Genomic DNA, 17,020 nt, shown 5'->3' on the forward strand with positions numbered 1-17,020 from the left:
GCCCTGCTAACGATGGATCGACGGCACGGATAGAGCAGTTGCCAATGTCGCAATGCCTTGCTAGGGGCGCTCGCCTACCAGCTGCCGGGGCTTATCCGGTGGTGTTTCACGTGCGGCCGTGGCGGAACTGGTAGACGCGCAACGTTGAGGTCGTTGTGGGCGAAAGCCCGTGGAAGTTCGAGTCTTCTCGGCCGCACCACTTTTTCTTCTTCCGGATCAGGACACGCCTTCGGGCGACCGCGGAAGCAAAGCTTTGGCAAGCGGGGATCGTCCGCGCTACAGTGGCGTTCTGCAACTGATCGGCATCCGCCGGATCAGACTGAAAGCTGCCCCGAAAGCTGCCTTTGCCCGAAGTAGCCGCCTATCTGAATGCGATCGGCACCGCCGTTCCCGATCACGATATCCATCACGCCTTTATCGATTGGGCGCAGGGCCGGATCGAGGACGACCGCGCCGCGAAGCTGTTCGCGCGCATGGCGGGACGTTCCGGTATCGAGCATCGCTGGTCGGTGCTCAGGCGCACCAGCGGCGGCGGATCGCCCGTCTCGGCTGAGGGTTTCTACGCCAAGCCGCACCTGCCAGGCACCGCCGCGCGCATGCAGCTCTATGCCAAGGAAGCCCCGAAGCTCGGCATTGCCGCGATCAGGGCGCTCGCCGCGCAGGTTCCGATCGACAATATCACCCATTTCGTCGTGGCGAGCTGCACCGGCTTCGTCGCGCCGGGCGTCGACCAGATCATTGCCCGGCAGATCGGCCTGCCGCCATCGACCGAACGGCTGCTGATCGGCTTCATGGGCTGCTACGCGGCGGTCGCGGCGCTCCGCACGGCGCGCCATATCGTGCGGTCCGACCCGGATGCCCGGGTGCTCGTGCTCTGCGTCGAGCTGTCGACGCTTCATCTCCAGGCCGTGGACGAGATCGAACCGTTGCTGGCGATGCTGCAATTCGGCGATGGCGCCGCGGCGGCGATGGTGACCGCCGACTCGGGCGGCTTCGCGATCGGCCAGCCCTTCGCGACCACCCTGCCCGATTCGGAGAAACTGATTCGCTGGGATGTCACCGACAGCGGCTTCGCCATGCACCTGTCCGGGGAAGTGCCGGGGCGGATCGCCGCCGGCCTGGCCGATCCCCATTTCGCATCGGCCGCGACCGGCGGCCGCGCCCCGGACGAGATCGACGGCTGGGCGGTCCATGCCGGCGGCCGGTCGATCCTCGACGCGGTCGAGCACAGCCTGCATCTCGCGCCCGAAGCGCTGGCCGCCTCCCGCCGGGTGCTGGCCGATAATGGCAACATGTCGTCCGCGACGCTGATGTTCGTCCTGGCACGGCTGCTCGCGGGGCCACCGGTCAGGGACGGTGTCGCCCTGGCTTTCGGCCCCGGCCTGGCGGCCGAAGGGTTCGGCTTCCGGAGCGCGGGATGAACCTCGCCATCCGCGCCATCGCCGATGAATTGATGGACGCCGAGGATCTCGATGCCGCGACCTATGCCGAGGTCGTGGGCGATCTCGCCAAGGTGAATGTCGTGACCATGGCGGCGCGCCCGACGCTCGATTTCCTCGCGCGGGGCATGGGGGACAACCGTCATTTCCGCCTGCTCGATATCGGCTTCGGCGATGGCGACATGCTGCGGAGGATCGCGCGCTGGGCGAAGAAACGAGGGATCGCCGCCGACCTGATCGGCGTCGACCTCAATCCGCGCAGCGAGCTTGCCGCCACCGCCCATACGCCCGCCGATATGGGTATCCGCTACGTCACGGGCGACTATGCCGACTTTGCCGGCGGCGAATGGGACTTCATCGTCTCGAGCCTGGTCGCGCACCATATGACTCACGCCCAGCTCATCGCCTTCCTCCGCTTCATGGAGGTCGAGTCGCGACGCGGCTGGCTGGTCAACGACCTCCATCGCCATGGCTTCGCCCATTGGGGTTTCCCGATCCTCGCCCGGATTGCTGGCTGGCACCGGATCGTTCGACTCGACGGCACGCTGTCGATCGCCCGCTCCTATCGGCCGTCGGAATGGCCTGAGATCCTGGCCGAGGCGGGCGTCGAGGCCAAGGTCTATCGTGCCTTCCCCTTCCGGCTGTGCGTCGAACACCTGCGCTGATCGTCGGCGGCGGGCCGGCCGGGGCGAGCGCAGCGATCCTGCTCGCCCGCGCGGGGGCACCGCACCTGTTGATCGAGCGCACCCGGGAAACCGGCGATTCGCTGTGCGGCGGCTTCCTCAGCTGGCGCACGCTCGAATCGCTGCGCAGCCTGGGTATCGAGCCGGATTCCCTCGGAGCGGCACGGGTGACTCATGTCCGGCTGTTCGCCGGCGACCGGATGGCCGAGGCTGTATTGCCGCGCCCCGCGCATGGCGTGTCACGCCGACTGCTCGATTCGCTGCTGCTCGACCGGGCGGAACGCGCCGGCGCCGCGATCGAGCGCGGCGTCGTGGTGAAGGCGATCGACGGCACCACCGCCCGGCTGCAGGATGGCGGCGCGATCGAAACCGATGCGCTGTTCCTGGCGAGCGGCAAGCACGACATTCGGGGCCTGGCGCGCCCGGCCGAGGCGCGCGGGGCCGACCCGACCCTCGGCCTGCGCATCCGCCTTGCGCCGGCGCCAGCGCTCGACCGGCTGATTGGTCACGCGATCGAGCTGCACCTGTTCGATCGCGGCTATATGGGCGTCGTCCTGCAGGAGGACGGCAGCACCAATTGCTGCATGGCGGTGCATCGATCCCGCATGGCCGAAGCCGGTGACCCGGATCGCCTGCTCGATTCGCTTGCGGCCGAATCGCCGCGGCTGGGCGAGCGCCTCGCCTGGCGCCGGGGCGGCGAGGCGATCGATGCGGTCGCCAACGTCCCTTATGGCTGGCGCGCGCGCGCGGGCACCAGCGGCCTGTTCCGCCTTGGCGACCAGGCAGGCGTGATTCCCTCGCTCGCGGGGGAGGGCATGGGCATCGCCATTGCCAGCGGCATGCGTGCCGCCCGCGCCTTTGCGCGGGGCGGGGCCGGAGCAGCGATTCCTTTCCAGCGTCGTCTCGCCCGCGATCTTGCGCGGCCGATCGGCATCGCCGGCCTGATTCGCGCGGCGGCCGAACGTCCCGCCATCGCCAGGGCGGTATTGCCGGTCGCGCGCAACCTGCCACTGTTGATCGATGTTATCGCGCGGCTGACCCGCATCGACCATTCGCACCTTGACCAGCCCGCCACGGCGCAGGAAAGCTGACGCTCATGGATCTGTTCACCCTCTCCGAAGCAGAGTGGCGCAAGCGGCTCAGCCCCGAGCAATATCATGTGCTGCGCGAGGCCGGCACCGAGCCAGCCTTTTCCGGCCGCTACAACAACAACAAGGCCGACGGCATCTATCGCTGCGGCGGTTGCGCGAGCCCGTTGTTCGACAGCGCCGACAAATATGAATCAGGATCGGGCTGGCCAAGCTTCACCCGGCCGATCGCGCCGGAGCGGGTGACGGAGCATAGCGATATCAGCCATGGCATGACCCGGACCGAGGCGCGCTGCGCGCGCTGCGACGGGCATCTCGGCCATGTCTTCCCCGACGGGCCGCCGCCGACCGGGCTGCGCTATTGCATGAACTCGCTCAGCCTCGATTTCCGGGCGCGCAACACCGAAAGCGCCGGCGAGGCAGCCGCCTGACCATATCCGTTCACCGGCGCTTCACCGCGTCTGCACCACATCTTCACGCGCAGGCCGCTTGTTTGCGTAACCAATAGAGCTTATCCCCACCCAGCCCCATGGCCCGCCGCTCCCCGACATCTTCGCCGCCGATCTGGCGCCGCCGGTTAACCCTGATGCTGCGCATCGCGGGCGTGCTTGCCGTGCTCGGCCTGATCGGGCTGGTCGTTGCTGTCTATGTCCAGCGCGCGCAGCTGCCGAGCTTCGAGGAGATGAAATCCTCGCCCAACGGCCAGATGATCCGCGTGCATGCGGCTGACGGCACCGTCATCGTCTCGATGGGGCCAAGCTATGGCGAGTGGCTGTCCTATGACAAGATCCCGCCGGTCATGCGCGACGCCATGGTCGCGGTGGAGGACCGCCGCTTCCGCTCGCATATCGGCATCGATCCGATCGGGTTGTTGCGCTCGGCCAAGCTGGTCATCGTCAATCGCGGCAGCGGCAGGCGGATCCAGGGTGCCTCGACCATCACGCAGCAGGTCGCGCGGACGATCTTCCTGTCGAACAAATATGATGTCGGCCGTAAATCGCGCGAGGCGTTGCTGGCGCTCGCGATGGAGCGCAAGTTCACCAAGGACCAGATTCTCGAACTCTATCTCAACAAGGTCTATTTCGGCGGCGGCGCATACGGCATCGATGCGGCCGCCCGGAAATTCTTCGGGCATGGCGCCGACAAGCTGACCCTGTCCGAGGCGGCGGTGATCGCCGGACTGGTCAAGGCCCCGTCGCGCTATTCGCCGACCGCCGATGCCGAGGCCGCGGTGGGCCGCGCCGGGGTCGTGATCCAGCTGATGCAGGAAACGGGCAAGATCACGGCGGCCGAAGCAGCGACCGCCGACCCGAAGAGCGTGGCGCTTGCGCCCGAGCCCAAGCAGAACAGCGTCCGCTATTTCACTGACTGGGCACTGCCCCAGCTCGAATTGCTGATCGACGAGACAAGCCGCCCGCTCGAAGTATGGACGACCCTCGACCTCAACATGCAGCGCGATGCCGACGCGGCGATCCGGGCCAATGCGCCGAAGAACGCGCAGGGCGCGCTGGTCGCGATCGACCGCGACGGCGCGGTGCGCGCGATGGTCGGCGGCAAGGACTATGTCTCGTCGATCTACAACCGGGCGACCCAGGCGGTCCGCCAGCCGGGATCGGCGTTCAAGCTGTTCGTCTATCTCGCCGCGCTAGAGGCCGGGCACAAGCCCGAGGACACGCTGGTCGACGAGCCCGTCACGATCAACGGGTGGAGCCCGCGCAACAGTTCCGGCGCCAATCGCGGCGAGATGACCCTGCGCACCGCTTTCGCCTATTCAGTCAACACCATCGCGACCAAGCTCGGCCAGCAGGTCGGCTTCGCCACCGTCGCCGACATGGCGCGCCGCTTCGGCATCACCACCAAGATCGACACCCATCCGGCGATGGTGCTTGGCACTTCCGACGTGCGGCTGATCGACATGACCCGTGCCTTTGCCAGCGTCGCCAACAAGGGCGTCGCGGTGACGCCGTACGGAATCACCAAGGTCACCGCGAACGGCGAGACGATCTATGCCCAGCAGGTCGATCGCAGCCATGTACTGGTCGCCCCCTATGTCGCGGCGCAGATGACGGACCTGCTCCAGACCGCGGTCAACACCGGCACCGGCAAGGCAGCGCAGATCGGCCGCCCGGTCGCCGGCAAAACGGGCACCACCAGCTCGAACAAGGACGGCTGGTTCCTCGGTTTCTCGAGCGGGCTGACCACCGGCGTGTGGATGGGCCGCGACGATGCCCAGACCGTGCCCGGCCTGCAGGGCGGCACCGCGCCGGCACGCGCCTTTGCCGCCTTCATGAAACCCGCCGTCGCCAATCGTCCGGTCGAGCAGTTCGAGACTCAGGTAACCTTGCCCGAATGGCAGCTCGAACCCGACCAGGAATCCTATTTCGGCGAGCCCGACAACGGCATGTTCGTCGACGAGAACGGCAACCCGGTCCCCCAGGGCACGACGGCACCGTCAGACGCCGGGCAGCCCCAGGTCGACGCCGACGGCAATCCGGTGCCACAACCCGCGCGGCCCGAACGGCTCGACCAGGACTGGATGGATCAGGTGCTGGGCCGCACGCCACCGCCCGGCCGACAAGCGCCGCCGCGCGAGCGGGTGCCGGCCGCGCCGCCGCCGGACCGGCCAGCCGAACGCTCTCAGGATTCGCGACCGACCCAGTGAAGCGCCGCGCCGTTGGCGCGAAGCCAGGCCCGCGATCGCGCCGGATCGCTTTCGTCGAGCCGTTCGACCAGTGCGTGGAAATCCGGGCCGTGATTCATATGGACCCGGTGCGCCACCTCATGCGCGACGGTCGCCCGCCGCACGAAATCCGGCGCGAGGATCAGCCGCCAGCTATAGCGGATCGCCCCGCTCGACGCGCAGCTTCCCCAACGCCCGCGCGGATCGCCGATCGCGACCCTGGTCACGCCGACCCCAGCACGCGCGGCAAATTCGGCGGTTTCAGCGCTCAGGATACGCAGCGCCTCACGCTTCAGCCAGGATTCGATCCGCCGCGACAGGCCGTCGCGGGGACCGCCGCAATGCAGAACGTCGCCTTCACGGACGATCCGTCGCGTCGAGCCTTCGCGCCAGTCGATCGTCAGCAGCGCGTCGCCGAACGGCACCGTCCCGCCCGGCACCAGTGGCCGCGGCCGCGGCAGCCGGGCACGCTGCGCCTCGATCCATGCCTGCTGCCCCTCGGCCCAGAGCAGGGCGGGTTTGACCGGCGCGCGTAGCGGCAGGGTAAGCCTGACTCGCCCGCTCGCCGGATCGACCGACAGCTTGGCCCGGCGGGCACGGGCATTGCGGACGACCTCGACCGGCGCCTGACCGGACCCGGTCACAGCCGGCGATCGACCAGATGATATTCGAGGTCCCCGGCATCGTCCTCGGAAATGGTCCAGCCGCGCACCGATTCACCCGCACGGTGGACGGCATCGCGATCCCCGCAGACCAGATAATGCCAGCGCGGCAGCGGTTCGTCAGCGGCGCGCAGGCGATAGGCGCAGGTCGAGGGAAGCCAGTCGATTTCCCGCACATTGTCGCGGCTCAAGCGAACGCATTCGCTGACATAGGCGTGGCGGTGGCGATAATCCGAACATTGCGCCGTCTTGCGATCGAGCAGCCGGCACGAAACATTGGTGGCCATCAGCTCGCCGGTGTCTTCATCCTCGAGCTTGTGGACGCAGCATTTGCCGCAGCCGTCGCACAAAGCCTCCCACTGGCCGCGGTCAAGCGCATCGATCGGGGTCGTTTCCCAGAAACGGTCGCTCATTTCACCCAGCGTTTGATCTCGGTCGCGATTGCCTCGGGCGATTGGTCCTGCGGCAGCAGCGCGATCGGCTTGTCCTGCGGGTCCATCAGATAGGCGACCCGGCTGTGATCCACCATATAGCCGCCGCCGGGCGTCACATCGCCCTTCTTGTAATAGACCGCATATTCCTTCGCGACCGCGTCGATCGCGGCGGCGCTGCCGGTCAGGCCGACCATCCGCGGATGGAAATTGGCGACGAAGCTCTTGAGCACGGCAGGCGTGTCCCGCGCCGGATCGACCGAGATGAAGATCGGCACGATCCTGGCCCCGATCGCCGGGTCGCTCGTCTCGACCGCGCGCAGCCCGGCACCGATATTCCGCGCGTCGACCGGGCAGACGTCGGGGCAGAAGGTATAGCCGAAATAGACGATGCGATATTTGCCCGCGAAATCGCGATTGGTGACCTGCCTGCCATCCTGGTTGGTCAACGCAAACGGACCGCCGATCCGCGCGCCTTCAAGCGGTGGCCGGGCAGGGGCGGCCGGGCCGGAGCAGGCGGCGGGAAGGGCTGCCACCAGCAGGGCGGCAAGGGCTCGACGGATGAGAAGGGCGGGCGCGCGGGCTATCTCGTTCATGGCGCGACCAGCCATGATCTGTTAAGGGACTTGGCGCAAGGTCGAGCCGAAGCCATCTTCGGAAACCACGTCCTCGGAAGCACAAGGGCCTGTCCACCAGATGATCGCACGTACATTCGGCATCGCGCTCACCGCCGCGTTGCTCGGCGCAACCGCCATTCCAGTTCAGGCGCAGAACCAGTCGGAAGGGTATAAATTCCTCCAGGCGGTGAAGGACGCCAAGGGCTCCGACGTCGAGAAGATGTTGCGGGTACCGGGCACGACAGTGCTCAACACGCGCGAATATGCGACCGGCGAGGGTGCGCTGCACATTGTCGTCAAGCGGGGCGACGGCACCTATCTGCGCTATCTGCTGGCCCAGGGCGCCGATCCCAATATCAAGGACGACAAGGGCAACACGCCGCTGCTGGTCGCGGCCGGGCTCGGCCAGATCGACCTGATGCAGGTGCTGATCGAAAAGAATGCGAATGTGAACCTGGCCAATTCAAGCGGGGAGACGCCGCTGATCCGCGCTGTCCAGCGTCGCGACCTGGGCATGGCCCGTACCTTGCTGGCCGCTGGCGGCGATCCCGACCAGGCCGATGTCATCGCCGGCAAATCGGCGCGCGATTATGCGGTGGAAGATGCGCGGTCGACCGCCATGGCCAAGCTGATGGCGGAAACCCCGAAAAAGGCGCGTCGCGCCATTTCCGGGCCAACCTTAAGATAGAGCGCCGGCTTCCGGGTCAGTCAGTCCGATAAGCCTTCGCCCGCCCCGCCGCGCAAAGGCGAGCGTGTTGCGTTTGCGCGTGGCGCTTGACAGTGGATCGGTATGCGCCTCGCGCACGATCGCCGCATCGTAGCGGTCGGCCACGATCACCCCGGTTCGCGCTGGCAGGAACGCCTCGCCATCGAGCGGCGACGCGTCGAACCCGGCCGGGATCGCCCAGTAGAAGCGGTCGCAGGAGCGGAGATAGTCAGTCCATTTCGCGTCACCGAGCAGATCGGCCCGCGACACCTTGATCTCGACGATGATGATGTTTCCGCGTGAATCGAGCGCCATCAGGTCGGCACGGCGCCCGTCGTCGAGCGGCACCTCGGCCATCGCGACCAGATCGTGTCGGAGCAGCATGCGCACCGTGCCCCGCGCCACATCCGCCGCGCACAGCGGCGATCCGGGGGCATCGACACACGAATCGGGAGGACGCTGCAGCATCCTCCCGATCTAGAACATTTAGCGAACGATGGTCAAATCAGCGGACGATGAAAACCCGTCCCGTCGCCTCAGCGATAGAATACATGGTTTCCGATCGCGGCGACCTTGATCATCCGCCAGCCCGGCGAAACCCGGCGGGCGTGGAAATACATCGCGTCCGGCGCCGGGCTGTCCCAGGCATCGGCCATCGCGACACGGGCGACGGCCACGGCGGTGCGATAGGCCGCGTTGTTGGCGATGACCGGCACACGGCCGGCGCGAACGAACGAGAACTGGCCCGGCTGAGTCACCACCGAGCAGATGGATTTCGGGAAGCGACCGGACTTGGTGCGATTGATGATCACCTCGCCGACGGCGAGCTGGCCCGACAGGGGCTCACCCTTCGCCTCGAAATAGATCGCGCCCGCCATGCAGGTGAGGTCGCTATCGAGTGAATTGGTGTCCTGCGCGGCGACTGCCTCGGCGAGGCTGTCATAGTCATCGTCCGCCTGGGCGGAGGAAATATCGGTATCGGCCTTCGCCACGGCGTTGGCAGCTTCCGCGGGCGCCTGCGTTGCGGCGGCCTCAGGCGTTGGGCTGGAAACGGGAACCGGAAGGGCGGTCGGGAGTTTAAGAGACTTGTCGAGATCGAAAGCGAAGCCAGGGGTGCTGGCGCCGATCAGGCTCGTGATGGTCAGAGAGATCGCCGCGATGGCTGCGGCGCGAGTGAAAAACGTCATTAAGACTTCAAAATATGCGGTTGGCGTGCGGACCTGATCGTATCGAACAACGATCAGCCGGACTTCCCCCCGACTGCGTAACCTAGCCGGATCGCACCCGGCACGGCACAACGCGCGTGACTGTGCGGAGGCTTTCGTTGTGCAGCGCAGCCAAGTCAACCTGCCACTATCGTTTCTGCGGCGAATCGTTCCGCCGACGCGATATCCAGCTCGATAACCCATAAATCGGGATCGCGGCCGCGCCTGCGCCGCCAATATTCGGTAATTTCAATAGCATTTGCAATATCTTGCGGGCCAACGCGGACAAGCTGGACGGTTCCCTCGGGTCCGATTCCGCGTTCGTAGACGCCTGAATTGACTCCCTTTTCCAGCGCGACGACCAATATCGCCCCGGCCTGGGCATCGCCCCGCGCGAGCACCATGCCAATCCCGCCGGCGTCGTTCACCCGCCTGAGCAGGGCGCTGACCAGCAGCCCGCTCGGCAACCGTTCGCTCACCGGCCCATGCTCAGGGTGCCACCCGATATCCGGGCAGGCCGGCCAGCGCGATGCGACTGCGCATGAAGGTGCCGGTGCCGCGCGCGGCTTCCTCGCCCTCGCTGTCGATCAGCCTGGCCTCCGCAACGAAGACGCGACGCTGGCCGCTCACCCAGCGCCCCTCCGCCACGACGGGACCTGCCTTGAGCGGCTTGGTGAACAGCAGGTTGAACGCAGTGGTCAGCAGGAAACGATCAGTGACCAGGCTGTTCGCGGCGTAGAACGCGGCATCGTCGAGCATCTTGAAATAGCTCGTGCCGTGCGCCGCGCCGCCAGCATGAAAATAGCGCTCATCAATCATGAAATGGATTCGCGCGACCCCAGCCGTTGGGATCTCAAGCGTTGACTCGAACAGCCGGTTGATCGGCGCCGCGGCATAGAGCGATTCAAGCGCCCGGAAATGGGCCTGCTCGCCCTGCGCCGGGCAATCAGGCAGCGTCACGGGCCTCGTCGGCGGTCAGCAGCGCATACATCGCGTCGCGCGACCCGGCACCACGCAGCTTGTCGACGAATCCCCGTTCGCGCAGGCGGCGCGACACCTTCGCCAGCGCTTTCAGATGCAGCGCGCCGGCATCGACAGGCGACAGCAGCATGAACACGATATCGACCGGGAGATCGTCGACCGCCTGGAAATCGATCGGCTGCGCCAGGCGCGCGAACACGCCAACGACATGACCAAGGCCCGGAATCCGCGCATGCGGCGTCGCGACACCGCTGCCGAAACCGGTCGAGCCGAGCTTCTCGCGTTTGGCCAGACCCTCGGCGACGGCCACGGAATCGATTCCGTATGCCGTCGCCGCAGCCGCCCCGAGCTGCTGGAACAAGGCTTTCTTGTTGGCTGCCGCGAGCCGTTCGAAAACGGTCTCGGGCAGCAGCAGGTCACTCAGATCGGTCATCGTCATCCTTGGGCCACGCCAACCCCGGCGCGCGCCCATAGCGCCGTTTGGCGGCGCGCGATAGCATATCGATCAGGCCGCGCGGTGCGGCTCGACCCAGCCGATCGTCCCGTCACCGCGGCGATAGACCATGTTATAGGCGCCGGATCCGGCGTTGCGGAACAGCAGGGCAGTCGTGTTGCGCAGGTCGAGCATCATCACCGCATCGGAGACGGTCGCGTCGGGCACGTCCACCCTCGTCTCGGCCACGATCAGCGGAAAATCCTCCGCCACCTCGTCATCGCTCTCGCGGAAGACGGTATAGCCCGCATTATCGACGCCATCGGCACCGTTGGCGACGACGGCATTGGCCTGGCCCGAATTGCGGTTCTTCAGGCGGCTCATGTAGCGGCGCAGCTGCTTTTCGATCTTGTCGGCCACGCCATCGAACGCGCCATGCGCGTCAGTGCCGTCATTGCTGCCCTTGAGCACCAGGCCCTGCATCACGTGCGCGACGATATCGCAGGTGAAGCCATTGTCATGCGGCCCCTTGCCGAAGGTGACCTGCGCCGAGATGGCGCGCGAGAAATATTTCGCGGCGATACCCTGGAGCCGAGTCTCGACATGGCTTTTCAGTGCGTCGCCGGTGGCGACCTGATGGCCCGAAATCCGGATGTCCATGAGCATTCTCCTATGATGGACCAGCCAACTTGGCCCGGCCCGGTACCTGCGTCAACCGGACGCCTCGACCCCCCAAAGCGGATTCTTGATCTTCTCCATAAACGCGGCATGGCGTGCGAGTTCCTCGGCGCTTGCCTCGAAGAGCCGGGCCGGCCGCACGACCGCCGGCGCCGCGGCCGGCGCGAAGCTGGCCTGCACCTCGACCGTCTCGGTGACCAGGGTCAGCCCGATCTGGCGCCCGCCGGTCAGCTCGACATAGACCTGAGACAGAAGCTGCGCGTCGAGCAACGCCCCGTGCACGACGCGGTGGCTGCGATCGATGCCATAGCGGGAGCATAAAGCGTCGAGACTGTGCTTGGCACCCGGATGGCGCGTGCGCGCGAGCACGATCGTGTCGACCATCCGGTCGAGATGAATCGGCTTGCGCCCGCAGCGGACGAGTTCCCCATTGAGGAAGCCGAAGTCGAAGCTGGCATTGTGCGCGACGAGTGGGCTGTCGCCGAGGAATTCGAGCAGATCGTCCACACCATGCGCGAACAACGGCTTGTCCGACAGGAAAGCGTCGCTCAGCCCGTGCACCCGCTGGGCCTCGGCGGGCATGGTCCGCTCCGGATGGAAATAGGCATGGAAGGTGCGCCCGGTCTCGACCCGGTTGACCACCTCGACACAGCCGATCTCCACCATCCGGTCGCCGTCGGCGAAACTGAAGCCGGTAGTCTCGGTGTCGAAAACGATCTCACGCATTACATATGTTATCGGTATTACGAGCCCCTGAGGCAAGAGACCAATGTCCCGACGGCAGCACGCGTTTCCTCGATGCTACCCCCGGTCGGGATCACGAAATCGGCCCGGGCACGCTTCTCCGCATCGGGCATCTGGCGCGCGAGGATGGCGTCAAACCGCGCTTCGGTCATGCCCGGCCGCGCCAGCACGCGAACACGCTGGATATCGGCCGGCGCCGAGACGACGACGACCTTGTCGACCCGCGTCTCGCCGCCCGTCTCGAACAGCAAGGGCACGTCGAACACGACCAGCGGTGCATCGGCATGCGCGGCGACAAAGGCAGCCCGTTCCTCGCCGACCGCCGGATGGACCAAAGCTTCGAGCCGCTTCAACGCGCGGGGATCGGCAAGCACCGCTTCGCCCAGCAACGTCCGGTCGACTCCCTTCGGTCCGGTGGTATCGGGGAACATCGCCTCGATCGCGGCGACCAGCCGCCCGCCTTCCCCCTGCAGCCGGTGGACCGCCGCATCCGAATCGAACACCGGCACGCCCAGCTCCTCGAACATCACCGCGACGGTCGACTTGCCCATGCCGATCGAGCCGGTGAGACCCAAGGTCAGCATCGCGCCATCATGACGTCAGCAGCTCCCGAAGCTCCTCGTCACGGTCGCGCGGCGGCTCGGCACCGAACAGCAACTCGAAGGCAAGGGCCCCCTGGCCGATCAGCATGTCGAGTCCGTCGACCGTATCGAGCTCGCGGTCGCGCGCCGCCTTCAACAGGCCCGTTTCGAGCGGCGCATAGACGATCTCATAGACCACTGCGTCCTCGGGCAATGGCGACAGGTCGAGCTCGAGCGCGGGCTGGCCAGTCATGCCCAGCGAGCTTGTGTTGACCAGCAACGCCGCGGGCGGCAGCGGCGCGCTCAGCGGGAGCGCCTTGCCCTTCAGCCCGAAGGCGGAGAGCAGCGCGGCAGCCTTCAGGACGTTGCGATTGAGGATCGTCACCTCGCCGACACCGATCCGCGACAGCGCAAACAGGATCGCGCGCGCCGCACCGCCTGCTCCGACAACCGCCACCGGCGCGCCGGCCAGCGGCAGATCGGCGATCGGCGCGTAGAAACCGCCCGCATCGGTATTGGTGCCGATCAGGACGCCGTCCTCGGCACGCATCGCCAGGTTGATCGCACCGATCGTCGCGCGCACCCCGCCCCGATCCTCGACAAGGTCGAGGGCGGCTTCCTTGTGCGGCAGGGTGATGTTGCACCCCCGCCAGGCTGGATCGGCGCGCCGTTCCTCGAAATAGGCGGCCAGCCGGTCTGGCGTTACATGATGCGCGCGATAATCGGCGTCCATGCCCAGCGCATCGATCCAGAAGCGGTGGATCAGCGGCGATTTGCTGTGGCTGATCGGATCGCCGATCACCTCGGCATAAGCAGTCGTCATGACGTCAAAACTCCCCGGACCCGCAGATAATCGAGCACCGGCAGAAGCGGCAGGCCAAGCACGGTAAACTGGCTCCCCTCGATCCGGCTGAACAGTTGCGCGCCCGGCCCCTCGATCCGGTAACAGCCGACACAGCCCGAAATCTCGGGCCATTCGCCATCGAGATACTTCTCGATAAACGCTTCGGAAAGCGTGCGGACATGCATTTTCGCCCGGTCGACCACCCGCCAGACCGGACGACCATCGACCGCCATCACCGCGGCGCTGATCAGTTCATGCCGCTTGCCTGACAAACGGCGGAGATGCTCCGCCGCCTGTTCTCGATCGACCGGCTTGTCGAGCATTGATCCATCCTCGAGCGCGACGATCGAATCGCTGCCCAGCACCAGCGCCTCGGGGTCGCGATGCGACACACGCAGCGCCTTCAGCTCGGCCAGCGCATCCGCCAAGTCGCGCGGCGCAACTCCGTCCGCTCGCAGCCCGGCCTTGGCCGTATCCTCGTCGACACTGGCCGATACCGCCTCGAACGGCACGCCGGCAGCAGCCAGCATCGCCCGGCGCGACGCGCTTTTCGATGCGAGCACGAACCTCATGCCGAATCCCGTTCATTGACCAGTTGAACGATCGCCGCCGCAGTCTCCTCGATCGAGCGGCGGGTGACGTCGATCACCGGCCAGCCATTATCGGCGAACATCCGCCGGGCATAGGCGACCTCGCGCGTCACCGCTTCCTGGTCGACATAGGCCGTCTCGGGCGCCTGATTCAGCGAGAGGAGCCGGTTGCGCCGCACCTGGATCAGCCGGTCGGCACTGGTGGTCAGCCCGACGACGAGCGGATGCCTGAGCGAATAGAGGCTCGACGGCGGGGGGCTTTCCACCACGATCGGGATATTGGCTGTCTTGAAGCCGCGATTGGCGAGATAGATCGAGGTCGGCGTCTTGGACGAGCGAGAGACGCCCGCGAGGACGATATCCGCCTCTTCCCAATCCTCCCAGTTGATGCCGTCGTCATGCGCCATGGTGAACTGGATTGCATCGACCCGCGCGAAATAGGCTGCGTCGAGCACATGCTGCCGCCCCGGCCGGGCCTTGGCCTGCTGCCCGAGCAGGCTGGACAGCGCATCGGTCACCGGATCGAGCGGGGCGACCGCCGGCAGGCCAAGCGCGCGGCATCGCGTCTCCAGGGTCCGTCGCGTCGCGCTGTTGACCAGGGTGAACAGCACCAGCCCGGGATTCTGCGCGATCTCCTGGAGGATTCGTTCGAGATGAGTCTCGGTGCGGACCATCGGCCAGAAATGACGGATCGTCTCCACATCGTCATATTGGGCTAGCGCCGCCTTGGCGATATTCTCGAGCGTCTCGCCGGTCGAATCCGACAGGAGGTGGAGATGCAGCCGCATCAGGCGGTTTTGCCGCGTGGGGATGAAATTGTGGAGAACATCGGGAAAATCGCTAGCGCAACTTCGCCCGGACGCAAAGCGATCGGCGAGCGTGGAAAAGTCGGGAGTTTCCCACAATCCCGTTCACAGCCCCATGATTCAGTGCACAGGCTGTGGATAATGGGGATCGCCGCAACGACTCAGCGGAGTCAGGCGCTCCCCGCCCGTCAAGCTGTTGGCATTTTCGGGACGAACGCATAAGCCCCGGCATCCACGCGCCAACGACTGCTACATCCTTTCTAGATTCTCTTCTTATTAGATAGAAGGACTCTCGCGATCCCGACTCCGATGCCCGAAAAACGGCTGCTCTCGACCCTGAAGGGCAAGCGGCACGACGTCCCTCCCATGTGGCTGATGCGCCAGGCCGGACGCTATCTTCCCGAATATCGCGCGCTCCGGGCGGAAAAGGGAGGATTCCTCGCGCTCGCGACTGATCCGGACGCCGCGGCCGAGGTGACGATTCAACCGATCCGCCGCTTCGGCTTCGATGGCGCGATCCTCTTCTCCGATATCCTCATGATTCCCTGGGCGCTGGGACAGGCGCTGAGCTTCGGCGCGGGCGAGGGACCAGCACTGGCCCCACCCTTGGTGGATCACGCGCTGGCGGGGCTCCAGGCGGCTCCTGAGCGGCTCGATCCGGTCTATGCGACCGTCGCGACCGTGGCCGCGATGCTGCCGGTGGAAACCACCTTTCTCGGCTTTGCGGGAAGCCCCTGGACGGTCGCCACCTATATGGTCGCCGGCCATGGCAGCCGCGACCAGGGGGAGACGCGCCGTTTCGCTTATGCCGATCCGCAGGCCTTTGCGGAGATCATCGATGCGATCGCTGACAGCACGATCGCCTATCTGTCCCGCCAGATCGAGGCGGGCGTCGAGGCTGTGCAGCTGTTCGACAGCTGGTCCGGCAGCCTTTCGCCTGCACAGTTCGAGCGCTGGGTGATCGCGCCGACCGCGAAGATCGTCTCCGCTCTCCATGAACTGCACCCGGATACGCCGGTGATCGGCTTTCCGAAGGGTGCCGGCGGCAAATTGCCGGCCTATGCGCGGGAAACTGGTGCCGACGCGATCGGTCTGGATGAGACCGTCGATCCCGTCTGGGCGCATGCCAGCCTTCCCGAAGGCCTGCCGGTCCAGGGCAATCTCGATCCGCTGGCCCTCATCGCAGGCGGCGAACAGCTCGATGCCGCGGCGACACGAATCCTTGAGGCGCTCGCCGATCGGCCGCATATCTTCAACCTGGGCCATGGCATCCTGCAGGACACGCCGATCAGCCATGTCGAGCGCCTGCTGGCGCATGTGCGGAGAGCGCGATGAACTTTCTGGGAGACGCCTATCTGTGGGTGAAGGCGGGACACGTCATCTTCGTCATCTTCTGGATGGCGGGCATGTTCATGCTGCCACGCTATCTGGTCTATCATCAGGAGGCGCAGCCGGGATCGGCCGAGGCGCAGGCATGGGTCGAGCGCGAGAACAAGCTGCGCGCCATCATCCTGACACCGTCGATGATCCTGGTGTGGGTGCTCGGGCTGATGCTCGCGGTCAATGCCGGGCTGTTCGCCGGGATCGGTGGGCTTGGCTGGCTTCATGCCAAGCTGCTGCTGGTCGTGATCCTCAGCGGCTATCATGGCTGGGCGGTCGGCTATGCGAAGAAGCTGGCGAGGGGCATGCCTACCCTGACCGGCAGGCAGCTCAGGCTGATCAACGAGCTTCCCGCCATCATCGCCGTGCTCATCGTGATTCTGGTGATCGTCCGCCCCTTCTGAGGCTTGACTTGACGGGGGGCGAGACCTAGGTCCCATGGCGTCGAAGCGCGCGGGGTCCTGAGCTCCGT

General features: G+C 66.2%; 22 protein-coding genes and 1 tRNA gene. 9 read left to right on the top strand and 14 right to left on the bottom strand.

The window, feature by feature from the left end; translation table 11 throughout:
- Positions 1-112: 112 nt before the first annotated feature.
- From P0Y59_18665 to P0Y59_18690, 6 genes are all read left to right on the top strand, one after another.
- Positions 113-199, top strand: a tRNA-Leu gene (locus tag P0Y59_18665).
- 145 nt (positions 200-344) lie between these two features.
- The gene (locus P0Y59_18670) at positions 345-1,421 is read left to right on the top strand and encodes a type III polyketide synthase (GenBank protein WEJ98945.1); all 1,077 of its coding nucleotides are present in this window, start codon (positions 345-347) and stop codon (positions 1,419-1,421) included.
- A complete protein-coding gene (locus tag P0Y59_18675; protein WEJ98946.1) occupies positions 1,418-2,104 on the top strand; it encodes a methyltransferase domain-containing protein in 687 nt (228 codons plus the stop codon). The genes P0Y59_18670 and P0Y59_18675 overlap by 4 nt, the downstream gene beginning before the upstream one ends.
- Positions 2,083-3,213, top strand: coding sequence for an FAD-dependent monooxygenase (locus P0Y59_18680; GenBank protein ID WEJ98947.1), 1,131 nt, complete (start codon positions 2,083-2,085; stop codon positions 3,211-3,213). The genes P0Y59_18675 and P0Y59_18680 overlap by 22 nt, the downstream gene beginning before the upstream one ends.
- Before the next feature lie 5 nt (positions 3,214-3,218).
- Positions 3,219-3,641: a peptide-methionine (R)-S-oxide reductase MsrB gene (gene msrB, locus P0Y59_18685; protein ID WEJ98948.1), complete on the top strand. Its 423-nt coding sequence runs from the start codon at positions 3,219-3,221 to the stop codon at positions 3,639-3,641.
- 155 nt (positions 3,642-3,796) lie between these two features.
- A complete protein-coding gene (locus tag P0Y59_18690) occupies positions 3,797-5,872 on the top strand; it encodes a PBP1A family penicillin-binding protein (GenBank protein ID WEJ98949.1) in 2,076 nt (691 codons plus the stop codon).
- On the opposite strand, the gene P0Y59_18695 is transcribed toward P0Y59_18690, so the two are convergent.
- Genes P0Y59_18695 through P0Y59_18705 form a run of 3 tightly spaced genes read right to left on the bottom strand, consistent with a single transcriptional unit; the run spans position 5,848 to position 7,579 of the window.
- Entirely contained in the window at positions 5,848-6,534 is a 687-nt protein-coding gene (locus tag P0Y59_18695) for a SprT family zinc-dependent metalloprotease (protein WEJ98950.1), read from the bottom strand. The two genes, P0Y59_18690 and P0Y59_18695, sit on opposite strands and share 25 nt — an antisense overlap.
- The gene (locus tag P0Y59_18700) at positions 6,531-6,965 is read right to left on the bottom strand and encodes a YcgN family cysteine cluster protein (protein ID WEJ98951.1); all 435 of its coding nucleotides are present in this window, start codon (positions 6,963-6,965) and stop codon (positions 6,531-6,533) included. Before P0Y59_18700 ends, P0Y59_18695 begins: the two co-directional genes overlap by 4 nt.
- Positions 6,962-7,579 (bottom strand): SCO family protein, encoded by a 618-nt coding sequence (locus P0Y59_18705; GenBank protein WEJ98952.1) that lies wholly within the window; start codon positions 7,577-7,579, stop codon positions 6,962-6,964. Before P0Y59_18705 ends, P0Y59_18700 begins: the two co-directional genes overlap by 4 nt.
- Before the next feature lie 100 nt (positions 7,580-7,679).
- On the opposite strand from P0Y59_18705, the gene P0Y59_18710 reads away from it, so the two are divergent.
- A complete protein-coding gene (locus P0Y59_18710) occupies positions 7,680-8,288 on the top strand; it encodes an ankyrin repeat domain-containing protein (GenBank protein ID WEJ98953.1) in 609 nt (202 codons plus the stop codon).
- Here the strand turns inward: P0Y59_18710 and P0Y59_18715 are convergent.
- From P0Y59_18715 to P0Y59_18765, 11 genes are all read right to left on the bottom strand, one after another.
- On the bottom strand, positions 8,280-8,774 hold the full coding sequence (locus P0Y59_18715) for an MmcB family DNA repair protein (GenBank protein ID WEJ98954.1): 495 nt from the start codon (positions 8,772-8,774) through the stop codon (positions 8,280-8,282). The two genes, P0Y59_18710 and P0Y59_18715, sit on opposite strands and share 9 nt — an antisense overlap.
- 68 nt (positions 8,775-8,842) lie before the next feature.
- Positions 8,843-9,493 (bottom strand): cell wall hydrolase, encoded by a 651-nt coding sequence (locus tag P0Y59_18720; GenBank protein ID WEJ98955.1) that lies wholly within the window; start codon positions 9,491-9,493, stop codon positions 8,843-8,845.
- A gap of 155 nt (positions 9,494-9,648) precedes the next feature.
- Positions 9,649-9,990 (bottom strand): DUF1491 family protein, encoded by a 342-nt coding sequence (locus tag P0Y59_18725; protein ID WEJ98956.1) that lies wholly within the window; start codon positions 9,988-9,990, stop codon positions 9,649-9,651.
- A gap of 10 nt (positions 9,991-10,000) precedes the next feature.
- Positions 10,001-10,471 (bottom strand): PaaI family thioesterase, encoded by a 471-nt coding sequence (locus tag P0Y59_18730; GenBank protein WEJ98957.1) that lies wholly within the window; start codon positions 10,469-10,471, stop codon positions 10,001-10,003.
- The gene (locus tag P0Y59_18735; GenBank protein ID WEJ98958.1) at positions 10,458-10,925 is read right to left on the bottom strand and encodes a PTS sugar transporter subunit IIA; all 468 of its coding nucleotides are present in this window, start codon (positions 10,923-10,925) and stop codon (positions 10,458-10,460) included. The genes P0Y59_18730 and P0Y59_18735 overlap by 14 nt, the downstream gene beginning before the upstream one ends.
- A 72-nt stretch (positions 10,926-10,997) precedes the next feature.
- The gene (gene raiA, locus P0Y59_18740; protein WEJ98959.1) at positions 10,998-11,585 is read right to left on the bottom strand and encodes a ribosome-associated translation inhibitor RaiA; all 588 of its coding nucleotides are present in this window, start codon (positions 11,583-11,585) and stop codon (positions 10,998-11,000) included.
- A 51-nt stretch (positions 11,586-11,636) separates the two neighbouring features.
- Positions 11,637-12,329, bottom strand: a complete 693-nt coding sequence (gene dnaQ, locus P0Y59_18745; protein ID WEJ98960.1) for a DNA polymerase III subunit epsilon — start codon at positions 12,327-12,329, stop codon at positions 11,637-11,639.
- A gap of 17 nt (positions 12,330-12,346) precedes the next feature.
- On the bottom strand, positions 12,347-12,931 hold the full coding sequence (coaE, locus tag P0Y59_18750; protein ID WEJ98961.1) for a dephospho-CoA kinase: 585 nt from the start codon (positions 12,929-12,931) through the stop codon (positions 12,347-12,349).
- A 7-nt stretch (positions 12,932-12,938) separates the two neighbouring features.
- Positions 12,939-13,751, bottom strand: a complete 813-nt coding sequence (locus P0Y59_18755) for a shikimate dehydrogenase (protein ID WEJ98962.1) — start codon at positions 13,749-13,751, stop codon at positions 12,939-12,941.
- Positions 13,748-14,344 carry a Maf family protein gene (locus P0Y59_18760; protein ID WEJ98963.1) on the bottom strand — a complete coding sequence of 199 codons (597 nt, stop codon included), beginning with the start codon at positions 14,342-14,344 and terminating at the stop codon, positions 13,748-13,750. The genes P0Y59_18755 and P0Y59_18760 overlap by 4 nt, the downstream gene beginning before the upstream one ends.
- The gene (locus P0Y59_18765; protein WEK02623.1) at positions 14,341-15,153 is read right to left on the bottom strand and encodes a kinase/pyrophosphorylase; all 813 of its coding nucleotides are present in this window, start codon (positions 15,151-15,153) and stop codon (positions 14,341-14,343) included. The genes P0Y59_18760 and P0Y59_18765 overlap by 4 nt, the downstream gene beginning before the upstream one ends.
- A gap of 324 nt (positions 15,154-15,477) precedes the next feature.
- Here P0Y59_18765 and hemE point away from each other — a divergent pair, with 324 nt between their 5' ends.
- Together hemE and P0Y59_18775 are read left to right on the top strand one after the other, a co-directional pair.
- Positions 15,478-16,503 (top strand): uroporphyrinogen decarboxylase, encoded by a 1,026-nt coding sequence (hemE, locus tag P0Y59_18770; GenBank protein ID WEJ98964.1) that lies wholly within the window; start codon positions 15,478-15,480, stop codon positions 16,501-16,503.
- Positions 16,500-16,952, top strand: coding sequence for a CopD family protein (locus tag P0Y59_18775; GenBank protein ID WEJ98965.1), 453 nt, complete (start codon positions 16,500-16,502; stop codon positions 16,950-16,952). Before hemE ends, P0Y59_18775 begins: the two co-directional genes overlap by 4 nt.
- Positions 16,953-17,020: the final 68 nt, after the last annotated feature.

It is taken from the genome of Candidatus Sphingomonas phytovorans (genome assembly GCA_029202385.1).
Taxonomy (GTDB): domain Bacteria; phylum Pseudomonadota; class Alphaproteobacteria; order Sphingomonadales; family Sphingomonadaceae; genus Sphingomonas; species Sphingomonas phytovorans.

Coding starts and splice junctions, on each gene's coding strand:
- P0Y59_18710 (WEJ98953.1), top strand. CDS start 7,680: ATGATCGCACGTACATTCGGCATCGCGCTCACCGCCGCGTTGCTCGGC.
- P0Y59_18675 (WEJ98946.1), top strand. CDS start 1,418: ATGAACCTCGCCATCCGCGCCATCGCCGATGAATTGATGGACGCCGAG.
- P0Y59_18715 (WEJ98954.1), bottom strand. CDS start 8,774: ATGCTGCAGCGTCCTCCCGATTCGTGTGTCGATGCCCCCGGATCGCCG.
- P0Y59_18705 (WEJ98952.1), bottom strand. CDS start 7,579: ATGAACGAGATAGCCCGCGCGCCCGCCCTTCTCATCCGTCGAGCCCTT.
- P0Y59_18700 (WEJ98951.1), bottom strand. CDS start 6,965: ATGAGCGACCGTTTCTGGGAAACGACCCCGATCGATGCGCTTGACCGC.
- P0Y59_18775 (WEJ98965.1), top strand. CDS start 16,500: ATGAACTTTCTGGGAGACGCCTATCTGTGGGTGAAGGCGGGACACGTC.
- P0Y59_18690 (WEJ98949.1), top strand. CDS start 3,797: ATGCTGCGCATCGCGGGCGTGCTTGCCGTGCTCGGCCTGATCGGGCTG.
- raiA (WEJ98959.1), bottom strand. CDS start 11,585: ATGGACATCCGGATTTCGGGCCATCAGGTCGCCACCGGCGACGCACTG.
- dnaQ (WEJ98960.1), bottom strand. CDS start 12,329: ATGCGTGAGATCGTTTTCGACACCGAGACTACCGGCTTCAGTTTCGCC.
- P0Y59_18755 (WEJ98962.1), bottom strand. CDS start 13,751: ATGACGACTGCTTATGCCGAGGTGATCGGCGATCCGATCAGCCACAGC.
- coaE (WEJ98961.1), bottom strand. CDS start 12,931: ATGCTGACCTTGGGTCTCACCGGCTCGATCGGCATGGGCAAGTCGACC.
- hemE (WEJ98964.1), top strand. CDS start 15,478: ATGCCCGAAAAACGGCTGCTCTCGACCCTGAAGGGCAAGCGGCACGAC.
- P0Y59_18720 (WEJ98955.1), bottom strand. CDS start 9,493: ATGACGTTTTTCACTCGCGCCGCAGCCATCGCGGCGATCTCTCTGACC.
- P0Y59_18760 (WEJ98963.1), bottom strand. CDS start 14,344: ATGAGGTTCGTGCTCGCATCGAAAAGCGCGTCGCGCCGGGCGATGCTG.
- msrB (WEJ98948.1), top strand. CDS start 3,219: ATGGATCTGTTCACCCTCTCCGAAGCAGAGTGGCGCAAGCGGCTCAGC.
- P0Y59_18735 (WEJ98958.1), bottom strand. CDS start 10,925: ATGACCGATCTGAGTGACCTGCTGCTGCCCGAGACCGTTTTCGAACGG.